Source organism: Streptomyces sparsogenes (assembly GCF_001704635.1).
In the GTDB taxonomy this organism is placed as follows: domain Bacteria; phylum Actinomycetota; class Actinomycetes; order Streptomycetales; family Streptomycetaceae; genus Streptomyces; species Streptomyces sparsogenes.
This window is the reverse complement of sequence record NZ_MAXF01000230.1, coordinates 15,205-35,524: the sequence shown is the minus strand read 5'-3', so window position 1 is coordinate 35,524 and position 20,320 is coordinate 15,205. Positions and strand designations below refer to the sequence as shown.

Here is a 20,320-nt window from a genome sequence, read left to right as displayed (position 1 = left end):
CTGGTGCCCTCAAGGGGGGCGCGGTGGCCGTAGCGGCGGCGCCAGTGGTCAGTGTCCTGCTCGGTCTCTGGCCGCGGGGTCAGGTTGCGGCCGGTTGCGGCGTCGGTGCACGAGGTCCGCAGTTCGCAGGGGCCGCAGTGCCGTGCGGCGCAGCGGACGCGGGTGACAGAGGCGCCGCGCTGGCTGTGGACGTCCCGTCACTGGAGGCTGGTGAGACCGCCGGGGCAGACGGCCTGGCACGGGTCCCGGGCGACGGTGAAGTGGCTGCTGCCGATGACGCCGCCGGCCGCACGGACAACTGCCAGATCGGCGTCTTCGCCGCCTGGGCCACCACAGCCGGACGCGTCCTGGTCGACCGGGAGCTGTGTCTGCCCAAGTGCTGGGCCGAGGTCCGGACGCGCTGCTGTGCGGTGACAGGTGACACCCTTACGGCGAGACGGTCATCGTGCCTGGAGCCGGGGGGCGGCTCGGCGTTCCGGCCTCCCTTTCGAAGCGCGGCAGCCAGCGCCCCTGACTGCACTGCCGCAGCATCTCACCGGTTAGGAGGGCATCCGACCTGCCTCATTTCGCCAGGCGGCCATGGATGGCTTCGCTGATGAGCCGCACCGCACGGTCAACACCTCGCAGCGTGGTCTCGGGGGAGAGTTGTTCGGATTCGTAGATGAACGCTGTGGAGCCGCGCCGACTGCCGCAGTAGTCGACGATGCCGTGCTCGATCTGTGTCCGCAGTGCACTCTCGTATCCGTGGCGCTCGTACGCACCGGAGTCGTCGCCGGCGATGGGTAGAAGATGCGTGGTGAGGTGCTGCAGTCTCGGACGCAGACTCGAAGCGGAGGAGTGCTCGAAGGCCCAGCCGTTGACGAAGACACGGTCGATCCACCCCTTCAACAGTGCAGGCATCGACCACCAGTACACGGGGAAGACCAACACGAGATCGGTGGCACGCTCAAGACGACGGTGCTCAGCCATGACGTCGGCCGGATAATTGCCGCCCTCGTGGTACGCCCGGCGATCCGCCTGAGTGAACCGGGGGTCGAACCGTTCCTCGGACAGGTCGGCGATCTCGACCGAACCGGGTTGAAGCGCTGCCTCGAGTCTCCCCAGCACGTAATGCGTCAGGGACCGGGGATCCGGGTTGGCGGCGACCAGCAGGGTATGCATCGATGGCTCCGGTTACATGAAGAACGGACGTCAACAAGTGGTGTGGATGTGCAGGATGGCGCGCGGTGCTCCGCCTCCCGGAGCCCGGTACGCCAGGCGGGGGCCCGCGGGACTCAGCAGCGCCAGGCATCCGCTGCCGTGGCCCGCAGGACGAAGTCCTCGAAGGTCCGCGGCGCGCGTCCCAGCACGGTGGCGACGTCGTCCGTCGTCCAGGCGCCGGCCCCACGCTCAAGCAGCACGAACATCTCGGCGAGGTGCTGGGCCTCGTCCTCGCTCCAGCCCTCCTGAACCAACGTCGCGGTGTACTCGGCCGGGGAAATGCGCCGGTACACGATGGGCAGCCCGGACGCCCGGGAGATCAGCTCGACTGCCTCCGCCCAGGTCAGCGCGCGCGGCCCGGTCAGCTCATAGACCCGACCGGCGTGCCGGCCGGGCTCGGACAGCACCGCGGCCGCTACGTCGGCGACGTCCTCAAGGTCGATGAACGGCTCGGGGACCGCACCCGCCGGAAGCGCCAGCTCGCCGGCGGCCAGCGGGACGCGGAAGGGGTGTCCGTCGAAGTTCTGGGCGAAGTTCGAGGCACGCAGGACGGTCCATTCCAGCGCCGAGCCGCGCACGGCGTCCTCGGCCGAGCGCATGTCCAGCCCGAACGCTGAGTCGCCCCAATCGTCGGCGCCGTGACCGGAGAGCAGGACCAGGCGCCGCACACCGGCTGCCTCGGCCCGCGCCACCAAGTCGTGCACCGGACCGGGCACGGGCGGGGGCACCACGTAGGCGACGGTGACGCCCCGCAGGACCTGATCCCAGCCGGCGGGGTGGAACCAGTCGAACGGGGGATGACTGGAACGGGAGGCGGCGCGTACGGGGGTGTCGCGCAACCGCAACCGGGCGGCCACCCGCCGGCCGGTGTTGCCCGTCGCGCCGAGGACAAGAGTGATGTCGTTGCTCACGAAAGCGATTCAACGGCACGCACCCGGACGGTTCCATAGGTGATAAGCCAGATCACCTGGGTGATCGTCTGAATCGTTTAGCCTTGGCGGGTGGATGCTTTCGGCGACCTACTGCGCGGATTGCGGGCCCAGGGCTCGTTGTTCGGCAGCTCGACCCTGACCCCGCCCTGGTCCCTGCACTTCGTGGACGGCGCGCCGCTGACCTTGTGCACCGTCCTCTCCGGAGGCGGCTGGATCGTGCCTGAGCGCCGCCCGCCCGAGCGTCTGGGCATCGGCGAGACAGTGATCGTGCGGGGCCCCGCGCCGTTCCTCTTCGTCGACGAGGTGGGCACTCGGGCCGAACCCGTCGCGTGCGGCGCGTTCTGCTCGACGCCCGAGCAGGGCGGGACCCGGTACCGGCTCGGCTGGCACGACGCCGGTACCGGCGGGGAGGACACGACGACCCTGGTCGTCGGTGCCTATCCGGTGCGCGGCGAGATCAGTCGCAGGCTGCTGGACGCGCTGCCCGTCGTACTGCGCGTGGGATCCGGCGGCGGGCCCGACCCCGTGTGGGACCACCTCGCCGCCGAGGTCGCCGCCGACACGCCGGGCCAGCAGGTCGTCCTCGACCGGCTGCTGGACTGGATGCTGGTGTGCGCGCTGCGCGAGTACTTCGACCGGCCCGGCGGCACTCCGCCGGGCTGGTACTCCGCCGGGCGCGACCCGGTGGTGGGCAGCGCGCTGCGCCTGCTGCACGGGGAACCGGCAGCGCCGTGGACGGTGGCTTCGCTCGCCGGCCGGACCGGGGTGTCGCGGGCCACGCTGGCGAAGCGGTTCACCGACCTGGTCGGCGAACCGCCGCTGACCTACCTCACCCGCTGGCGCATGACGCTCGCGGCGGACCTGCTGACCGAGCGCGAGACGATGACTGTCGCGGAGGTCGCCCGCGCCGTGGGCTACTCCGACGCGTTCGCGTTCAGCGCGGCGTTCAAACGGGCCCGCGGCATCAGCCCCAGCGCGTACCGGCGCACCGCAACGACCCCACCCCCGCAGCCGGCCGGCACACCCCCATGACCAGGGTTCTCCCGCGCCAGACGCACGACCAGGTGGCGCAGGGCCTCTGGTTTGGGTGGTCGGCCCGGACGACGGGAGGGGCAGGTCCACTTCCATGCGATGAGCCGTGCGTGCCGGCGAACGACCGATCGCGGAGTGATCAGCAAGGCCACCTGAGTACGCTGCTGCTTGGTGACGAGCCGGAGCCTTGCCGCCATGACGGCTCTGTCGCTCCAGGAGAAGCGGGGCCGTCGCTGGACACGGCGTGCGATGGCGAGGTGATGCCGGAGCATCAGGATCTCTGCGTTCTTCGAGGCATTGGAGCGGGCGAGCAGGGCAAGCCATCGGGGGTCGGCCAGTCGCAGCAGCACGGTCGATCATCATGACGTGCTGGCGGCAGCCGCGCGAGAGCGTCGGCTCACTCGGAAGCTGCTCGCGGTCCCGGCGGTGCTGCTGCGCCGGGACACAGCCAAGAACGCGGAATTGCTCGTGCTGCGGCACGAGAACGCGGTGCTGCGCAGGCAGCTCACGAGGCCGGTGCGCTACGAGCACGCGGACCGGCTGTGGTTCGCAGCGCTGTCCTCGCTGATCCCCCGGCGCCGGTGGGCGCAGGTGTTCCCGGTGACGCCCGCGACGCTGCTGGCGTGGCACCGCAGGCTGATCGCCCGGAAGTGGGACTACAGCAAGCGCCGACGCAGGCCCGGGAGAGACCTTCGACGGCGGGTGCCGTGAAGGCTCTGGTGCTGCGACTCGCCAGGGAGAACCCGCGTTGGGGCTGTCGACGCGTTCAGGGCGAGCTGGTCCGGCTCGGACACCCGATCGGCTCGACAACGATCTGGGAGATCCTCACCGCTGCAGGGATGGATCCAGCCGCTACGCCGCAGCCATCCGACATGGCGCCATTTCCTGACCGCCCCACCCCCCAGCCATCATCGCCTGCGACTTCGTCCACATCGACCTGGTCGTTCTGCGCCGGGTGTACGCGCTGGTGTTCCTCGAACACGGCACACGCCGGCTGCACATCGCGGGAGTGACCGCCCGTCCCACTGGTTCCCCGCTGCTCCCCGCTTGTTCTGGTGCGGGTTGTGGGGCAGAGCTGCGGCGACCAGGAGGTGATCAGCCGAGTACGTACCATTCATAGAGGCGAATTTTGGTCGCCGCCGAGCACTACGCCCGTACCGGCGTCCCGATCGACACCACGACCCTCCGCGCTCGCCTCCGCGCCCCGACCCCGATAGCCGAAGCCATCGCCGCACCATGACGTGCATCAGAAGTGGATCTTGATGTGTCAAGATCCACTTCTTGGGGAGGCGCGATCTGACGAACGCGCAGTGGGCGAAGCTGGAGCCCCTGCTCCCTGCTGGGAAGAAGTCCAGACGACCGCCGGTACACACCAAGCGGCAGCTGATAGACGCCTACTTCGCCTTCACCGCGACGCCGAAGAACAAGACCCTCGAGCTGTTCGGCCGCAACGGTGCCGACGGGAAGCCGCGCGAGTTCCACCTGTACTCGATGAAGCAGGCGATCGTCGGTGATCATCGCGCGTCCTACGCAGTTCAGGGACGGCCCCGCACCGCGTGATCGCGGTATGGTGATGCAGAGTGTGCAAGTCGCATGCAGACAGAGGAGCGGCATGGTTACTCGGGCGACCGACGCGGGGACGAACCAGAGTGTGGAACGAGCCGTCTCGGTGCTGCGCGCGCTGGATTCGGGGCGGGCCGAACTGCGGGTGTCCGACGTCGCCGAACTGACCGGGCTGGGTTCCTCCACGGCGTCCCGGCTGCTGTCCACCCTGGAGCGGCTCGACATGGTCGAGCGGGATCCGGTGAGCAGTCTGTACCGACTGAGCCTCGGCACGCTGCCGCTCGCCGCGACCGCCGTCAACCGGCATCCGGTCCACCGCGCGGCACGCATGGTGCTGCAGGAGCTGGCCGCGCGCACGGGGCTCGGCGCGAATGTCGCCGTGCGCCGCGGGGACGTGCTGATGTTCCTGTGCAACTTCGAGGGGGCGCGTGCCCCGAAGTCGTACACGCAGGCCGGGCACACCGCGCCGCTGCACGCGACCGGTATCGGCAAGTGCCTGCTGTCCGGGCTGTCCCCCAAGGAGCGGCGCGAGCTGCTGGCCGAACCGCTCGAGGCGCACACGGAGTTCACCACCGTCAGCCACGACCTGCTCGACGAGGAGCTCGCGGCCGTGCGCCGGAGCGGGTACGCCGTCGAGGCCGAGGAACGGGCGCTTGGCCGGGCCTCGCTTGCGGCGCCGGTGCGCGACGCGTCGGGCGAGGTGGTCGCCGCGGTCTCGCTGTGGGGGCCGACGTCCGTGCTCGGCGGGCAGGACGCGCAGGGGGTTCCCGAGGCGCGGACGGCGCTGGCGCGTGAGGTGATCGAGGCGGCGGACGCCGTCAGTCAGGCGCTGGGCGCCGTGTGAGAACGGCCCGGCCGGCCCCTCGGCGGAGGGGCCGGCCGCCGGCGGGGGCTACTCCCCGTACGCCTTCAGCGCGACGACGTGGGCATGCCGGGCGCCATGCGTCGCGTCCACCCTCAGCCGCAGGGCGCTCGTGCGTACCGGGGTGTCCAGGCGGTGGACGCGGTGGCGGCGGCGGTTGCCGGTCACGGCCAGCAGGGTGCGCCAGGTGCCGTCGGGTCCGAGGGCCTGGATGCGGTAGTCGCGGACGAGTTCCGGCATGACCTCGAACGGGGTGCGGTGGCGGTGCAGGTTGTTGAGGTACTCGTCGACGTCGTCGTCGAACACCACGCGCACTTCGGCCAGTTGCCGCTCGTGGTCCCAGTCCAGGCGCAGCCATTCGTCGGCCCGCCCGGGGTCGGTCAGCGACTGTGAGGACCACATCTGGGGGCCTGCGTAGGGGCGTTGGAAACCGCCGACGGCCTGTTCGGGGGTGAAGGCGCGGGTGTCGGGGGCGGCCCGGAAGCCGAACGTGTGGCGACGCAGTCCGCGGGCCTGCCACTCCAGGACCAGCTGACCCTCCTCCTCGGGGATGTCGTGGTCGACGGCCGCGTCACCGTCGGCCTTGCGCCGCAGGGCGAGGACACCGTCGACGCGTTCGGGGAGCAGGACCAGCGCGGCTTCGGGGCAGGCGCGGACGATCAGGACGGCATTGCCGGGGGTGTCCGGGCGGTGTTCGAGGCGGGCGGTGACCCAGTGGGGGCCGCCCGGCGGGACGGTCACGGTGGTGGTGGACAGGTGGTCGACCGGGACGGCGTTCTCGGGGCGACCGGTGCCCCACAGCTCCACCGTGAGCTCCCGGCCGTCGTCGGGGGCGCCGTGGACGAGCAGGTCGACCGTGTCGAGTGCGGGGTCCACCGGCAGTAGGAGCGCGAGGTCGCGCGTGAGGGGATACGGCTCGCCGGGCGCGGCCGGTGTCGGTTCGGCGGCGAGGCGGCGCAGGTGGGAGGAGGCGCTGACGCGGGCTGCGCGGGCGAGGTCGGCGGGGTCGTCGTCGCGTATGCCGATGACCGAGGCGTCCTGCTTGAGCAGCGTGCGGCGCACCTTCTCGGGGTGCCTGTGCGCCAGTTCCCGGGGTGTCAGGCCTTCGGTGACACAGAGCGCGGCGGCGGTCCCGGCGGCCTCGCCGAGCGTGGCGCAGGTCGCCATCACGCGGGTCGCGCCGAAGGCGATGTGGGTGGCGGAGATGTTGCGGCCGGCGAACAGCATGTTGGTGACGTTCGCCGAGTACAGACAGCGCAGCGGAATGTGGAAGATGCCGTCCGCGTAGCGCTGGCGGGCGCCGGGCTCGTCGGCGTACATGCCCTGGACGGGGTGGAGGTCGACGGACCAGCCGCCGAACGCGACCCGGTCCTCGAACTGCCGCTGCTCAAGGATGTCCTGCTGGGTCAGGACGTGGTCGCCGACGAAGCGCCGGTACTCGCGCTTGCCGGGGATGCTGCCGACCCATTCCAGGGTGAGGTTCTCGGCGTCGGGGAACTCGCCCGAGTTCTTGATGTGGTCCCAGATGCCCATGATGACGGCCTGGAGTTCGTCGCGGATGCGCTCGTTGTCGTGGACGGTGTCGAGCTCGCCGCCCCATTCGATCCACCAGTAGTCGCAGCCGTTGTCGCCGGTGCGCAGGACGCGGTTGCGCAGGATCGGCGTGGCCGACAGGTCCTTGGCATGGGCGGGCGCCACGAACTTGACCGGGCGGCCCGTGTCCTTGGTGTGGAAGAGGATCGTCGAGCCGAGCAGCGCCTCGTCGGCCTCATCAGGGGCCCAGGGCTCGCCGTGCTCGGAGCGGGCCTCGCGGCCGGTGCGGTGGCGGGCGCCCGCAAGATGGCCGAGCAGACCGTCGCCGGTGCAGTCGAGGAACTGGCGCGCGTGGAAGGTGATGCGTCGTTCCGACCCCATCATCCAGCCGGTACATGAATGCAACTCGCGTGCATCATGTGGGCCGCTGGCGTCGACCTCGTGGACGTCGGTGTTCAGGTACAGGTCGAGGAGCGGTTCGGCGAGGACCGCGTCCAGGACGACCTGGTCCCAGTAGTACGGGTTGCCCTCGGGGTTGCGGTACTGGTTCTCGGTGTAGAGCTCGCCCATGATTCCGCTCTCCCGCGCCCACCGGTGCACCCCGTGCGCGGTGGCCCCGCACACCCATACGCGCACCTCACTGCTGGCGTTCCCGCCCAGGACGGGCCGGTTGTGGACCAGGGCGACGCGGCGCCCGAGCCGGGCGGCGGCGATGGCCGCGCACGTTCCCGCGAGCCCGCCGCCGATGACGGCGATGTCGTAATGGGCCTCTTCTTCCCGCACGGTGCGGCCTCCTCGATGTGATGCTTGGATGCGGCCATGAACGTACATCACATGCATATTGTGCAACTACTGTTCAGCCAGTGGGATCTGCTGTAAGTTCGCGCCGCAGCGGAGGGCGAGCAGCGGCCCCCGCGTGCCGGACAGAGCCGCGCAAAAGGCAGGGTGAGCGAGATGACCGACGAGACGACGCAGTACAGAGCACGTCCTCGCGACGAGGAGGGCGCCGGCGACACGGGCCGGGAGGTCGATGCCGCCGGGCTGCGCAAGGTGCTGGTGGCCGCGGGGCTCGGCCACTTCGTCGAGTGGTTCGACTTCGGGATCTACGGCACCCTCGCGGTGATCCTGGCCCACCACTTCTTCCCCTCGGGCAATCCGCAAGCAGAACTCCTGTCCACCTTCGCCGTGTTCGGCGCCGGTTTCGTGATGCGTCCGCTCGGCGGCCTGTTCTTCGGCTCGCTCGGCGACCGGATCGGACGCCAGCGCACCCTGGCGATCGTCGTCCTCGCCACCTCGGCCTCCACGCTCGCGATGGGCCTGCTGCCCACCCACGCGACGGTGGGCGCGCTCGCCCCGGCACTGCTCGTCCTGTGCCGGCTCCTCCAGGGGTTCGCGGCGGGCGGGGAGAGCGCCGGCGCGAACACGCTGCTCGCCGAGTACGCCCCCGAACGCCGGCGTGGCTTCGTCACCTCCTGGATCGACGCCTCCGGCTTCGCCGCGTTCGTCGCGGGCTCGGGCATCGTGCTGCTGCTGTCGGCCGCGCTGCCCGGTGACGCGATGGACGACTGGGGCTGGCGGCTGCCGTTCCTGCTGGCCGCGCCGCTCGGCATCGCCGGTGTGTATCTGCGTACGCGCCTGGAGGACAGCCCCGAGTTCCGCAAGCTCAAGAGCGAGGGCAACCACTCCCGCTCCCCGCTGCGGGAAAGCTTCGCCACCGCCCGCTCCGCCATGCTGCTGTGCACCGGGTTCATGCTGATCAAGGCCGTCGGCCACTGGGCACTGCAGACCTTCATGCCTGGTTATCTGCAGACCACACTGGAGTTCGGCCGCGTCCAGGCCTTCGCCATCACCACCGCCGGTCTCTTCGTGGTGGCCGCCGCAGTGCCGTTCATGGGAGCGCTCTCGGACCGGGTCGGCCGCAAGCCGCTGCTGATCGCGGGCTGCGCCGGGTTCGTGCTGCTGTCCTGGCCGGCGTTCTGGCTGCTCAGCCGCGGCAACGCCGTCCTCGCCGGGGTCGCGATGATCGTGCTCGGCCTGTGCATCGCCGCCTTCGACGGCGCCATCTCCGCGGCACTCGCCGAACTCTTCCCCACCCGCGTGCGCTACGGCGCCATGGCCGTCTCCTACAACATCGCCACGGCCCTGTTCGGCGGCATGACCCCGTACTTCGCGACCTGGCTGATCGGCGCCAGCGGCTACGACCTCTCCCCCGCCTTCTACCTGATGGTCGTCGCCCTCGTCTCCGGCACCGTCGTGCTGCGGGCCCGCGAGACCGCGCCGCTGCGGCGCTCCGCCGCCTGACGCCTTTCCACCACGTCCCCGAAGGAGTCACCCATGCGAAACGTCGGCGCCCGCGCGTTCACCACGTCGGCCGCGGCCCTCACCGCCGCGGTCACTTTCGCCGCGACCGCTCAGGCCACCACCGCGACGACCGTGGTCGAGAAGGTCCCGTACGCCATGGACTCGTCGAACCAGGCCGCCTGGTGGACCCCGGCGGCCACCTACAAGGGCAACGGCGAGTACACGTACTTCGCGTTGAACGAGCCCGGCACGACCGAGACCACGCACCGCCCGGCCGTCGCCCGCCGCGCCCCGGACGGCACCTGGAGCCGTCTCCCGCTGCTCAAGGGCGATGGAACGCGGGCCGAGTTCACCGACGACAACGGCCACAACCAGCCCTCCGTCGCCCGCGACGGCAGCGGCCGGCTGCATGTCTTCACATCCATGCACTGCGACACATGGCGCTACTTCCGCTCCGACGCGGCCGGCGGCTCCCTGACCGATCACGCCGGCGAGCTGCCCGACCAGGGCGCGGGCATCACCTATCCCGTGCTGACGACCGCTCCCAACGGCGATCTGTACCTGGCCGCGCGGGTGGGCTGCGCCGCGGACCAACGCCCCGGCAAGCTCTACCACTGGGACAACGCCACCGCGACGTGGAGCGTGGTCGCCACCTTCGGCTCCGCCCTGAACCGTGCCGCCTACCCCGACGACCTCCAGGTCGACGCCGCCGGTCGCGTCCATCTCCTGTACGAGTGGTCCAAGGCCCCCGCGTCCGCCTTCCGCCACCAGCTCTCCTATCTCCGCTACGACCCGGCCACCGGGGAGTTCACCAACCATGCCGGGGCCGCCGTCACCGTCCCCACGACCCCCGACACCTCGGACGTCCTTCAGGGCCTGACCGCCGGCGAGGAGTGGAGCACCGACAACACCGGGTACACCGGGCCCGCGGTGCAGAGCGCCAAACTGACCCTCGACGGCTCGACGCCCAAGGTCGCCTTCCGCTACCGCTCGGCCGACAGCGCGGGCGACTTCCGTGTGTACTACGCCTACCCGAGCGGCGGCGGCTGGGCGCGACAGACCGTGTACGCGGGCGGCCAGACCGCCGCCGCGATCGGCATCACCTGGGACGGGACGGAGGGCAAGCGCGTCTACTACGTGACCGCCGCTGGAGCCGACCGCGTCTTCGCGGCGACCGAGGCCGGCGGTGCCTGGGCGTCGTCGTCGGTCACGCCGGGCCTGACGGCGGACCGGCTCGCGGTGCGGCGGGACGCGGACGGGCAGGACGTGCTCTACCTGCCGGACACCGCACACAACTCGCTTTACTACGCCCGCCGTTGAGGCTGGGCCCGGCCCGGGGCGGCGTGCTCGCGGCACGTCGCCCCGCCGTACGGCGGGCTCGCGCTCTCGCGGGCGATGCGCGCGGGAGCCTCCACGAGCTTGCCCGCGGCGCACGGGGCCAAGCCGCCTCAGGTCGCGGGCCTGCTCGCCAGATACTCCTCCAGGCCCTCGCCCGTGAGCGGGTAGTAGTCGGACAGGCGCCCGCCCTCGTCGAGTCGGCGGCGTGCGAACGCCTCGCGGTCCTGGTGCAGCAGCGCGTCGTCGGCCAGCGCCATCGCACTGTGCTGCGGCACCACGACCGCGCCGTCCTCGTCGGCCACAATGAGATCGCCCGGGGTGACCAGCGCGCCGCCCACCCCGACCGGCACATTGAACGCGGAGGGGAACAGCTCCGTCTGCGACGCGTAGTGCGGTGTGACGCCGGTGCACCAGATCGGCACACCGAGCGCCCTGACCCGGGCCGCGTCCCGCACCCGCCCGTCGACCACGATGCCGGCGCCGCCGCGCAGCTTGAAGTAGCGCACCAGCATGTCGCCGAGGCAGCCGGTGAAGTGGCTGCCGTGGGCCGACACCACCAGCACGTCACCCGGCCGGATGGACTCCAGCACGCCCCACAGCGCGGTGTCGCGCTCGGCGTCCTCCTGCTCCGCCCCGTTGAAGACGTCCTCCCGGCGCGGCAGGAACTGGAGGGTCACGGCGCCGCCGGTGACCTTGACGTCCGGCTCCCGGTGCAGCGGCACGGGGCCGTCGATGAACGTCCGGGTGATGCCCATCTGATGTAGCTTCGCGCAGGCCGTCGCCGCGCTCACGTCCTCGAGCGCCTCCACCATGCGCGCGGTCGGCCGTGCGAAGGACGCGGTGTGCACCGGCGCCCTCATCGACTCGTAGATCCGGGTCTCCCCCACCGACGACGTTCCTCGATCCCTGCTCGGGTTCATTCACTTGCCTCTCCGCGCGCTCCCCGCACGCAACACCAGTGACAACATCGCCTATCGATGGTAGATAACAGCTAATCGATTGGTTATGTCAATGCCATCAGTCAACGCCAACAGGAGCCCTCCGTGCCCTCCCTTCCGCCCTCGCCCTCCGAGCCCCTCGCACCCGCCGGCTGGTTCGAGGCCGCACGCTTCGGGCTGTTCGTCCACTTCGGCCTCTACAGCCTCGCGGCGCGGCACGAGTGGGTGCGCAGCCGTGAGGCCATGTCCCAGCAGGCGTACGACCGTTACCTCGAACACTTCGACCCGGATCTGTTCGAGCCCCGGGAGCTGGCGCGCGCCGCCCGCGGGGCCGGGATGCGCTACGCCGTGCTGACCGCGAAGCACCACGACGGCTTCTGCCTGTTCGACTCGGCGCACACCGACTACACGTCGGCGCGTACGGCGGGCCGGGACCTGGTGGCCGAGTTCGCCGACGCGATGCGCGCCGAGGGGCTGCGCGTCGGCCTGTACTACTCGCTTCTGGACTGGCACCACCCGGACTTCCCCGTCGACGAGCACCATCCGCTGCGCGGCACCGGGGCCGCCGACGAGCCGCGGGACCTGGCGCGCTACCGGTCGTATATGCGGGCGCACGTGCGGGAGTTGCTCACCGGGTACGGACCCGTCGACCTGCTCTTCTTCGACTTCTCGTATCCCGGGATGGGCCCCGAGGAGTGGGGTGCACGCGAACTGCTGGCCATAGTGCGCGAGTTGATGCCCGACATCCTCGTGAACGACCGGCTCGGCATCCCCGGCGACTACGTGACGCCTGAGCAGTACCAGCCTGACCGCCCCCTGGAGCGGGACGGCGTCCCGGTGAGGTGGGAGGCCTGCCACACCCTCAACGGCTCCTGGGGCTACGACCGCGACAACCACGACCACAAGGACCCCGCGCTGCTGGTGCGGATGCTGGTGGAGTCGGTCGCGTGCGGCGGCAATCTGCTGCTCAACGTCGGGCCCACCGGCCGTGGCGCGCTGGATCCGCGGGCGCAAGGCACGCTGCGGGCGATCGGCGAGTGGACCCGGCTGCACGGGCGGGCGGTGCACGACGCGGGACCGAGCCCGTACCAGGCACCCGCAAACGCCCTCTACACGCAGTCGGGGCGCCGCCTCTACCTGCATCTGCTCGCCTGGCCGCTGCGCCACGTCCATCTGCCCGGGCTCGCCGGCCGAGTGCGCTACGCCCAACTCCTGCACGACGGCTCGGAGATCGGCTTCCAGGAAATCGACGGGGCGCGCCACGAGCACAACAACCTCGCTCCCCCGGGCAGCCCCGCGGGCACGCTCACCCTGACGCTCCCGGTGGCGCGGCCCGATGTGCTGCTGCCGGTGGTCGAACTGTTCCTCGACGAGGACCCGGGAAAGCGGTTGCCGCAGCACTCTTGAACATGCGAGGGCGCCCGCCATAACATCAGTAATCGATAGACGATTACTGGACTCGCGCGGCAGCCGCATCTCACATCCCGCGACCCTCTTCCTTCGGCCGGCCCCCTCGTATCGCACGCCACGAGCTCCGCCCGAACATGACCTATCGATTATTCATGACTACGCAATGGAGCGTGTCCCATGAGACCAATGTGGCGCCGGACCTGTGCGCTCGCCGTGGCTCCGCTGGTGATGGCGTCGGCCGTCGCCTGCGGCGGCGGGTCCGACCAGGCCGCGGAGGGCACGACCCTCCGCGTCATCGTGAACATCACGCCGAACCTGACGGAGAAGTACTGGAACGACCTCTTCGCGAAGTACGAGAAGGCGCACCCCGGCGTGACGGTCAAGCTCGAACTGACCGGCACGGTCGCGGCGGACGCGAAGCTGCGCCAGGACCTGGCCGCCGGCGATCCGCCGGACGTCGCGCAGCAGATCACGCCGACGGCCGACACCGCGCAACTCTTCGCCGACCTGTCCGACCAGCCCTGGGCCGCGAAGACGCCGCTGGCCGACCAGTACGCGATCGGCGGCAAGCACTACGTGGTCGGTGTGGGCGAGCAGATCCAGTCACTGGTCTTCTACAACAAGGCCGCCTTCAAGAAGGCGGGGGTGAACGCCGGCGCGATCCGGACCATGGACCAGTTCACCGCGGCCATGGGCAAGTTGAAGGACATCGGCTACAAGCCCCTGCAGACCGCCGGGCAGTGGGTCACCGGGGGACAGTTCTCGATGATGGCCGACGCGGGCGTGCTCACCGCCGACCCGAAGTGGACGGCCGAGCGCAACAAGGGCAAGAGGTCCTTCGCCGACAGCGGCTATCTGCCCTATCTCCAGCACTACAAGGGCTGGATCGACAAGGGCTACCTCGACAAGAGCGCGCTCGGCCTCACCTACGCGGACGGCCAGACGGCGTTCCTGAACGGCAAGTCGGCGATGTACATCATGGGGTCGTTCTTCGTGCCCGCCGCGGACGCCGCGAAGAAGAGCGACGGCATCGGCGTGTTCACGATGCCGACCGACGGGGCGTACCCGTCGGGCCAGTTCGGCAACATCTGCAACCCGTACGTCGTGGTGAACAAGTCGCGCCACAAGGCCGAGGCCATCTCCTTCGTGAAGTGGGCGACCACCGACCCGGAGGCCATCAGGAGCCAGCTCGCCTCCGACGGAAATCTGCGCGGCGGCTTCACGTACCCGATGTCGAGCCTGGGGACGTCGGTGCAGAAGATCCTGGACAAGGCTCCGTCGGTGATCGTGAAGTCCGGTGCGAACCAGCCGATCGCCGGGTTCAGCGACGAGCTCAACAAGCAGGTCCAGTCCCTGTACATGGGCGCCTCCCCCAAGGCCGTCGCCGACGGATTGGACAAGTGGTGGAACTCGCAGGGATGAGCGGGCCGCAGCGGCTCGGACGGCGCCGGGCCCGGCTGCGGGAGACGGCAGTCTCCCTCGGGATGATCGGCCCGGCCGTCCTGCTCTACACGCTGATGACGGTCGTGCCGGTCGGGGTCGCCCTGTATCTCAGCCTCACCGACTGGGACGGGTTCTCGACGGCCGCGTTCATCGGGCTCGACAACTACAAGCACCTCTTCGACGACCCGAGTTCGACGGACGCCTGGTACGTGACGGCACTCGTCGCGGCGTTCGGAACCGCGCTGATGGTGGGCCTCGGGCTCGTGTACGCGCTCGCGCTCAAGGCCAAGTCGCGCACGAACTCCTTCTTCCGGGCCGTCGCCTACTTCCCCCACGTGATCAGCGCACTGATCCTCGGCTATCTGTGGGCGGCGATCCTCGGCACGAACGGCGCGATCAACAACACCCTCGCGAAGTTCGGCATCGCGCCGGTCGGCTTTCTCTTCGACGAGAAGTTCGCGCTGATCTCGCTGATCGCCGTCATCGTGTGGGCCGGATTCGGCTTCAACGTCGTCCTGTTCGTGGCGGCGCTGCAGACCGTACCGGCCGAGCTGCTCGAGGCGGCCGCGATCGACGGGGCGAGCAGGCGGCAGACCGACCTGCGGGTGGTGATCCCGATGATCGCGCCCGTGGTGACCGTGGCGACGGTGCTGAACCTGGTGGGGCTCATCCGCGCGTACGACATCGTGGTGAGCCTGACCGGTGGCGGTCCGGCCGGATCGACCCAGACGTTCACGTATCTCATTCTCGCCCGGTCCTTCGAGGGCACCAAGGTCGGCTACGCGACCGCGCAGGCGGTGTTCCTGATGGTGGTGTCCGCCGTGCTCGCCCTCCTCGTGACGGCGCTGCGCAATCGTCAGGACCAGGCCGCGACAGGTGGTTGAGGAGCCGGTGGTGGTGGTACTAGAGGCAAAACCCGACGACAGGCCGACGACCGGGCCGGCGCACAGCGCCGACGGCAAGCGCGGCACCGGGCGCAAAGAGCCGCGCTCGCCTGTGCGCTGGGCGCTGCTCGGCGTGCTGTTCGTCGTGATGATCGTGCCGATCTATCTGCTCGTCGTGAACGCTTTCAAGTCGCAGCAGGACATCCTCGACAACCCGTTCTCGATCCCGCTCGGCAAGCTCACCTTCGCGCACATGTCGGCGGCGATCAGCAGCCCGCAGTTCAACGTGATCGGCGGGTACGGCTTCACGCTGTTCCTCGTCGTGGTCGTGGACGTGCTGTGCATCCTGCTCGCGGGCCCGGCGGCATACGTAATCGCGCGGAGCCTCAAGCGGCGTACGCAGCTGGTGCTGCTGTACTTCCTGGCCGGGACGTTCATCCCGGCTGCCGCCGTGATCATTCCGGTGATCTACGTGCTGCGCGAGGTCGGCCTGGCCAACACGGTGACCGGTCTGATCGCGCACGACGTGGCGTCCACGCTGCCGGTGAGCATCTTCTTGTTCGTCGGGTTCATCCGCACCATCCCGGTGGACATCGACCATGCGGCGACGATCGACGGGGCGGGCCGCTACCGGACGTTCTGGACCATCGTCTTTCCCCTGATGCGTCCGGCGGTCGTCACGGTCCTGATCCTCAACTCGATCGGGATCTGGAACGACTTCGTCTCCCCGCAGATCCTGCTCAGCCCGTCCTCCGGACACTACACGGTGACGACGGCGATCTACGCCAGCATCAGCCAGTACTCGACGGACCTCACGAAGGTGTTCCCCAACCTTCTGCTCGCCGTCGCGCCCGTCGTCATCTTCTTCATCTACATGCAGCGCCACATCATCAGCGGGCTCATGGTGGGTGCCGTGAAGGGCTGACCTCCGCATTGTCCGTCGACCTCAGAAGGAAGGATCACGGAGTGTCCAGGAGATGGAGACATCTGTCCGCGGCCACCCTGCTCACTGCGCTGACAGTGGTCGCGGTCGGTCATCCGGCGGCGGCCCATCCGCCCCGGTCCCAGGCGGGCCGGACCTACTATGTCGGCCCGTACGGCGATGATGCCAACGCCGGCACCGACGCCACGTACCCCTTCCGGCACATCCAGAAGTGCGCGGACATCATGGTGCCCGGCGACACGTGCGAGATCGTCTCGGGCTCGTACGAGGAGACGGTGGTCCCGGCCCGGTCCGGCACCGCGGAGCTGCCGATCACGTACAAGGCCGCGGTGGGCGCCGACGTCACGGTGAACGGGGCCTCACGGCTGACCGGCTTCGATCCGGTCACCGCCGCCGACATCACCGAAATCGCGAAGAGTGATCCGTTCGCCGCCGGCTCGCAGTTCAGCGATGCGGTGGCGGCCGGGCACATCTACAGCACCGACGTGGACCTCGGCTCGGACGTGTCGACGGTCCAGGTGTTCACCGACAAGAAGATGGACATCGAGGCCCAATGGCCTTATCCCGGCCTGGACTTGCTGGGACCCACGCTTCAGTACGCCGGTGCGGGCAGTGCGAACGCCACGATCTCCGACGCGGCGCTGACCCGCCCCGCGGGATACTGGGACGGCGCACGTGCCCTCACCGGCTACTGGTACGTCTCGGCCACCGGCACCGTGAAGAGTTCGGCGGTCGGCTCGGTGACCCTCGACGTGGCGCCGCCGTGCGTCCACAAAGTCGTACCGAACGAGACCCGGTACTCCCTCTCCGGGAAGATCGGTGAACTCGCGCGCCCCGGCGAGTGGTTCTACAACCCGACGGCCAAGAAGCTGTACGTGTACGGGGACGACGATCCGGACAACCACCGGGTGGAGGCCAAGCGGCGCGCCCTGGGCTTCGACCTGACGAACACCAGCCACACGAAGGTGTCGGGCATCAAGCTCTTCGCGACGACCGTGCAGACGGGCGCGACGAGCACGGGCGTGACGCTGGACGGCATCAAGGGCCAGTACCTGTCGCACTACACGGACATCACGCGCGGCGCGACGGACTGCGGCACGACGGTGACGCGGGGCGTCGCGGACACGGGCCTGATCATCAACGGCACCCACAACAAGGTGATCAACAGTGATCTGTCGCTGAGCGCGGGCAACGGCATCGCGCTGCGCGGCCAGAACAACACGGCCACCGACAACGTGATCCACGATGTCGACTACATGGGCACGTACGCGGCCGGCATCGCCGTGCAGGGCAACAGCCAGACGGTCACCCACAACACGATCTCGCGGGTCGGCCGCAGCGGCATCAACCTGCAGTGGAACACCGTGGAGGGGCTCGAACCCGGCAAGGACGTGATCGCGTACAACGACATCTCGGGGTACGCGCGGCTCAGCCTCGACGTCGCCGCGATCTACACCTGCTGCAGCGCGTACATGATGGGCTCGTCCCTCGACCACAACGTGCTGCACGACCCGGATCCGAGCACCAAGTCGTCGACGTTCGGCATCTCGGGCATCTACGCCGACAACGGGCAGAGCGACCTGGTCATCGCGAACAACGTGGGCTGGGGCAACCGCGAGGGCACGGTGATGCTCAACGGGCTCGGGACCGGGTCGCACGACAACCTGGTCACCAACAACACCGGCGGGATGACCCTTTTCTACGTGAAGGAGCCGGGGCAGTCGACCGGCACGAAGATCTACAACAACATCGGGACGATCCGGGGACTGAGCGGCGCGACCGACGGCGGGCTCGTGCTGTCCAACAACCTGCCCCCGGACGTCGATCCGCTGTTCGTCGACGCGGCGGCGCACGACTACCGACTGTCGGCCGACTCACCGGCACGCAACGCGGCGATCGCACTGCCCGGCATCAACGCCGGATCGGCCGATCCGGCGCCGAGCCTGGGCGCTTACCAGTACGGGGCGCCCCAGTGGACCGCGGGAGCCCGCGGTTAGCAGGATGACAAGGCCGGACCACAAGGCCGAGGCCCGAGCCGGGATTCCGGCTCGGGCCTCGGCCGTCGTGCGGTCGGCGGGTCAGGGCTTCTTTGCCGCGGCCTTCCGTGGCTTCTTCGCCTTCCCGGTCGCCCCGGGCGCTCTCGTCGTGCGGGCGTCCGGGACCGGTCCGCGGCCGGCGGCGTGGTCGGCGAACGCCGCGGCCGCCTTCCCGGCGTCCCCGGAACGCAGCAGTTCGACCAGGCGGCCGTGCTCGTCGGCCATGGCGCTCCAGTCGCCGTCGAAGAGCGGGTCCGAGATGGCACGCAGGGTCCGCAGGCTGGGCTCGAGGACCTCCCACATGCGGGCCAGGAACGGGTTGCCCGAGATCCGGCTGACCAGCGTGTGGAACTCGATGTCGGCGTCCCGGAACCGGCTCACGTCGTGCGCCGCGACCGCGGCGTGCATCCGCTCCACCAGCGCGTCGAGCTCACGCAGATAGTCGTCGGTGAGGTGCTCGGTGGCGAGCTGGGCGGCCAGCCGCTCCATCGGTTCGCGCACCTGGCGGGCGTACTCGGCGTCCTTCGAGGAGATCTCTACGACGAAGTGCCCGCGGCGCGGGACGTGCATGAGCAGGCCCTCACGGGCGAGCCGCTTGACCGCCTCGCGCACCGGGGCCTGGCTCACGCCGAGGCGCCGCGCGATCTCCGACTCGACCACGCGCTCGTTCGGCGCGAGGTCGCCGTCGACGACGGCCTGGCGCAGCAGGTCGTACACCTGGTCGGAGATCAGGGTCTTGCGGAAACGGTCCTTGTTGGTGGCCAGCGTGGAGACGAATCCAGCCGACGCATTCGATGCCATGGATTCCCAATCGTGCGACGGGGCGAGCCGGTTGTGCCATGATACGCGCTCATCGTCTATCGATGGTGTCCACCAGCCGCTTGGCGAGCCAGTCCAGCTTGACGACCTCGTGGGCGGGGCCGCCGCCCTCGTGGTCGTTGAAGGGGTACGCGCAGATCTGCTTGTCCGCCTGGGCCGGTACGCGCTCGGCACCGTAGTGGTTGAAGGCCGCGTACACCGTCGACGGCGGGCAGATGTGGTCCATCAGGCCCGCCGAGAACAGGGCCGGCGCGGTGGCCCTGCGGGCCAGGCTGACGCCGTCGAAGTAGGCCATCGTGCGGGCGACCGTGGCCGCGTGCTCCCGGTGCAGTTTCACGAACTGCGCGACCTCGACGTACGGCGGGCGGTCGGTGAGCGTGGTGGCGCGCGGGAAGTGGCACAGGAACGGCACGTCCGGCATGACGCCGACGAGGTCGGGCACCAGGCCCGCCGCGGCGAGCGCGATGCCGCCGCCCTGGCTGGTGCCGGTGACGACGACGCGCGCCGGGTCGACGGCGGGGTGGGTGCGCACGGCAGTGACGGCGCGGACCGCGTCGGCGTAGAGGCGCCGGTAGTAGTAGCGGTGCGGGTCGAGGACGCCGCGGGTGAGGAAGCCGGGGGCGGCTATGTCGCCGGTGGCCGGGTCCGGGTCGGGGGTCTCGGCGCCCTGGCCGCGGGTGTCCATGACGAAGTGGGCGTATCCGGCGCAGGCCCACAGCCGCTTCTCGTGCGGGGCGCCCCGGCCGCTGCCGTACCCCAGGTACTCCACGACGGCGGGCAGCGGACCGGTGCGGGTCACCGGCAGGTGCAGCCAGCCGCGCACCGGATGCCCGCCGTATCCGGCGAAGGTCACGTCGAAGGTGTCGATCGTGGCCAGCCCGTTGTGGACGGGGTCGAACGTGGCGGCGGTGGCGAACTGCTCCTGCTCGGCGAGGGTTTCCTGCCAGAACGCGTCGAAGTCGGCGGGCTCGGGCAGGTCGGGGCGGTATCTCTCGAGCTCGTCCAGGGGCAGGTCGAAGAAAGCCATGGAGCGTCTCCGCGGAGGTCGTGGCCGGCCGGGCCGGGCCGGGGCAGTAGGTCATCGCC

The 20,320-nt window shown here is 70.0% G+C and carries 16 protein-coding genes and 3 pseudogenes; 13 read left to right on the top strand and 6 right to left on the bottom strand.

The window, feature by feature from the left end; all coding sequences use genetic code 11:
• Positions 1-281 precede the first annotated feature (281 nt).
• A pseudogene (locus BBH68_RS41305) lies at positions 282-410 on the top strand (transposase); the annotation flags it as partial.
• Positions 411-561: 151 nt separating this feature from the next.
• Here BBH68_RS41305 and BBH68_RS37690 read toward each other — a convergent pair.
• Entirely contained in the window at positions 562-1,161 is a 600-nt protein-coding gene (locus BBH68_RS37690; RefSeq protein ID WP_065968414.1) for an NAD(P)H-dependent oxidoreductase, read from the bottom strand.
• 113 nt (positions 1,162-1,274) lie between these two features.
• Complete coding sequence (locus tag BBH68_RS37685; protein WP_065968413.1) at positions 1,275-2,111, bottom strand: NAD(P)H-binding protein; 837 nt, start codon at positions 2,109-2,111, stop codon at positions 1,275-1,277.
• A gap of 90 nt (positions 2,112-2,201) precedes the next feature.
• On the opposite strand from BBH68_RS37685, the gene BBH68_RS37680 reads away from it, so the two are divergent.
• From BBH68_RS37680 to BBH68_RS37665, 5 genes and pseudogenes are all read left to right on the top strand, one after another.
• Positions 2,202-3,164: an AraC family transcriptional regulator gene (locus tag BBH68_RS37680; protein ID WP_065968412.1), complete on the top strand. Its 963-nt coding sequence runs from the start codon at positions 2,202-2,204 to the stop codon at positions 3,162-3,164.
• 429 nt (positions 3,165-3,593) lie between these two features.
• Positions 3,594-4,194: pseudogene (locus BBH68_RS43790) on the top strand (integrase core domain-containing protein); the annotation flags it as partial.
• A 102-nt stretch (positions 4,195-4,296) separates the two neighbouring features.
• A pseudogene (locus tag BBH68_RS43785) lies at positions 4,297-4,404 on the top strand (DUF2637 domain-containing protein); the annotation flags it as partial.
• Between the two features lie 41 nt (positions 4,405-4,445).
• Positions 4,446-4,724 carry a transposase gene (locus BBH68_RS43780; RefSeq protein WP_065968411.1) on the top strand — a complete coding sequence of 93 codons (279 nt, stop codon included), beginning with the start codon at positions 4,446-4,448 and terminating at the stop codon, positions 4,722-4,724.
• Positions 4,725-4,776: 52 nt separating this feature from the next.
• Positions 4,777-5,571, top strand: a complete 795-nt coding sequence (locus tag BBH68_RS37665) for an IclR family transcriptional regulator (RefSeq protein WP_065968410.1) — start codon at positions 4,777-4,779, stop codon at positions 5,569-5,571.
• Between the two features lie 48 nt (positions 5,572-5,619).
• On the opposite strand, the gene BBH68_RS37660 is transcribed toward BBH68_RS37665, so the two are convergent.
• The gene (locus tag BBH68_RS37660) at positions 5,620-7,905 is read right to left on the bottom strand and encodes an FAD-dependent oxidoreductase (protein ID WP_065968409.1); all 2,286 of its coding nucleotides are present in this window, start codon (positions 7,903-7,905) and stop codon (positions 5,620-5,622) included.
• 171 nt (positions 7,906-8,076) lie between these two features.
• On the opposite strand from BBH68_RS37660, the gene BBH68_RS37655 reads away from it, so the two are divergent.
• Together BBH68_RS37655 and BBH68_RS37650 are read left to right on the top strand one after the other, a co-directional pair.
• Positions 8,077-9,423 carry an MFS transporter gene (locus tag BBH68_RS37655; RefSeq protein ID WP_079151456.1) on the top strand — a complete coding sequence of 449 codons (1,347 nt, stop codon included), beginning with the start codon at positions 8,077-8,079 and terminating at the stop codon, positions 9,421-9,423.
• Between the two features lie 33 nt (positions 9,424-9,456).
• The gene (locus BBH68_RS37650; protein ID WP_065968408.1) at positions 9,457-10,743 is read left to right on the top strand and encodes a BNR-4 repeat-containing protein; all 1,287 of its coding nucleotides are present in this window, start codon (positions 9,457-9,459) and stop codon (positions 10,741-10,743) included.
• A gap of 128 nt (positions 10,744-10,871) precedes the next feature.
• On the opposite strand, the gene BBH68_RS37645 is transcribed toward BBH68_RS37650, so the two are convergent.
• The gene (locus tag BBH68_RS37645) at positions 10,872-11,648 is read right to left on the bottom strand and encodes an RraA family protein (protein WP_342673168.1); all 777 of its coding nucleotides are present in this window, start codon (positions 11,646-11,648) and stop codon (positions 10,872-10,874) included.
• Positions 11,649-11,804: 156 nt separating this feature from the next.
• Here BBH68_RS37645 and BBH68_RS37640 point away from each other — a divergent pair, with 156 nt between their 5' ends.
• From BBH68_RS37640 to BBH68_RS37620, 5 genes are all read left to right on the top strand, one after another.
• The gene (locus BBH68_RS37640) at positions 11,805-13,106 is read left to right on the top strand and encodes an alpha-L-fucosidase (RefSeq protein WP_065968407.1); all 1,302 of its coding nucleotides are present in this window, start codon (positions 11,805-11,807) and stop codon (positions 13,104-13,106) included.
• 180 nt (positions 13,107-13,286) lie between these two features.
• Positions 13,287-14,531 (top strand): ABC transporter substrate-binding protein, encoded by a 1,245-nt coding sequence (locus BBH68_RS37635; RefSeq protein ID WP_079151455.1) that lies wholly within the window; start codon positions 13,287-13,289, stop codon positions 14,529-14,531.
• Positions 14,510-15,436, top strand: coding sequence for a carbohydrate ABC transporter permease (locus BBH68_RS37630; protein WP_245738511.1), 927 nt, complete (start codon positions 14,510-14,512; stop codon positions 15,434-15,436). Before BBH68_RS37635 ends, BBH68_RS37630 begins: the two co-directional genes overlap by 22 nt.
• The gene (locus BBH68_RS37625; protein ID WP_245738510.1) at positions 15,429-16,361 is read left to right on the top strand and encodes a carbohydrate ABC transporter permease; all 933 of its coding nucleotides are present in this window, start codon (positions 15,429-15,431) and stop codon (positions 16,359-16,361) included. Before BBH68_RS37630 ends, BBH68_RS37625 begins: the two co-directional genes overlap by 8 nt.
• A gap of 41 nt (positions 16,362-16,402) precedes the next feature.
• Complete coding sequence (locus tag BBH68_RS37620) at positions 16,403-18,376, top strand: right-handed parallel beta-helix repeat-containing protein (protein ID WP_245738509.1); 1,974 nt, start codon at positions 16,403-16,405, stop codon at positions 18,374-18,376.
• An 81-nt stretch (positions 18,377-18,457) separates the two neighbouring features.
• Here BBH68_RS37620 and BBH68_RS37615 read toward each other — a convergent pair whose 3' ends face one another.
• Complete coding sequence (locus BBH68_RS37615) at positions 18,458-19,216, bottom strand: GntR family transcriptional regulator (protein ID WP_065968404.1); 759 nt, start codon at positions 19,214-19,216, stop codon at positions 18,458-18,460.
• A gap of 49 nt (positions 19,217-19,265) precedes the next feature.
• On the bottom strand, positions 19,266-20,261 hold the full coding sequence (locus tag BBH68_RS37610) for an acetylxylan esterase (RefSeq protein WP_065968403.1): 996 nt from the start codon (positions 20,259-20,261) through the stop codon (positions 19,266-19,268).
• Positions 20,262-20,320: the final 59 nt, after the last annotated feature.

Coding starts and splice junctions, on each gene's coding strand:
- BBH68_RS37690 (WP_065968414.1), bottom strand. CDS start 1,161: ATGCATACCCTGCTGGTCGCCGCCAACCCGGATCCCCGGTCCCTGACG.
- BBH68_RS37665 (WP_065968410.1), top strand. CDS start 4,777: ATGGTTACTCGGGCGACCGACGCGGGGACGAACCAGAGTGTGGAACGA.
- BBH68_RS37655 (WP_079151456.1), top strand. CDS start 8,077: ATGACCGACGAGACGACGCAGTACAGAGCACGTCCTCGCGACGAGGAG.
- BBH68_RS37650 (WP_065968408.1), top strand. CDS start 9,457: ATGCGAAACGTCGGCGCCCGCGCGTTCACCACGTCGGCCGCGGCCCTC.
- BBH68_RS37635 (WP_079151455.1), top strand. CDS start 13,287: ATGAGACCAATGTGGCGCCGGACCTGTGCGCTCGCCGTGGCTCCGCTG.
- BBH68_RS37615 (WP_065968404.1), bottom strand. CDS start 19,216: ATGGCATCGAATGCGTCGGCTGGATTCGTCTCCACGCTGGCCACCAAC.
- BBH68_RS37610 (WP_065968403.1), bottom strand. CDS start 20,261: ATGGCTTTCTTCGACCTGCCCCTGGACGAGCTCGAGAGATACCGCCCC.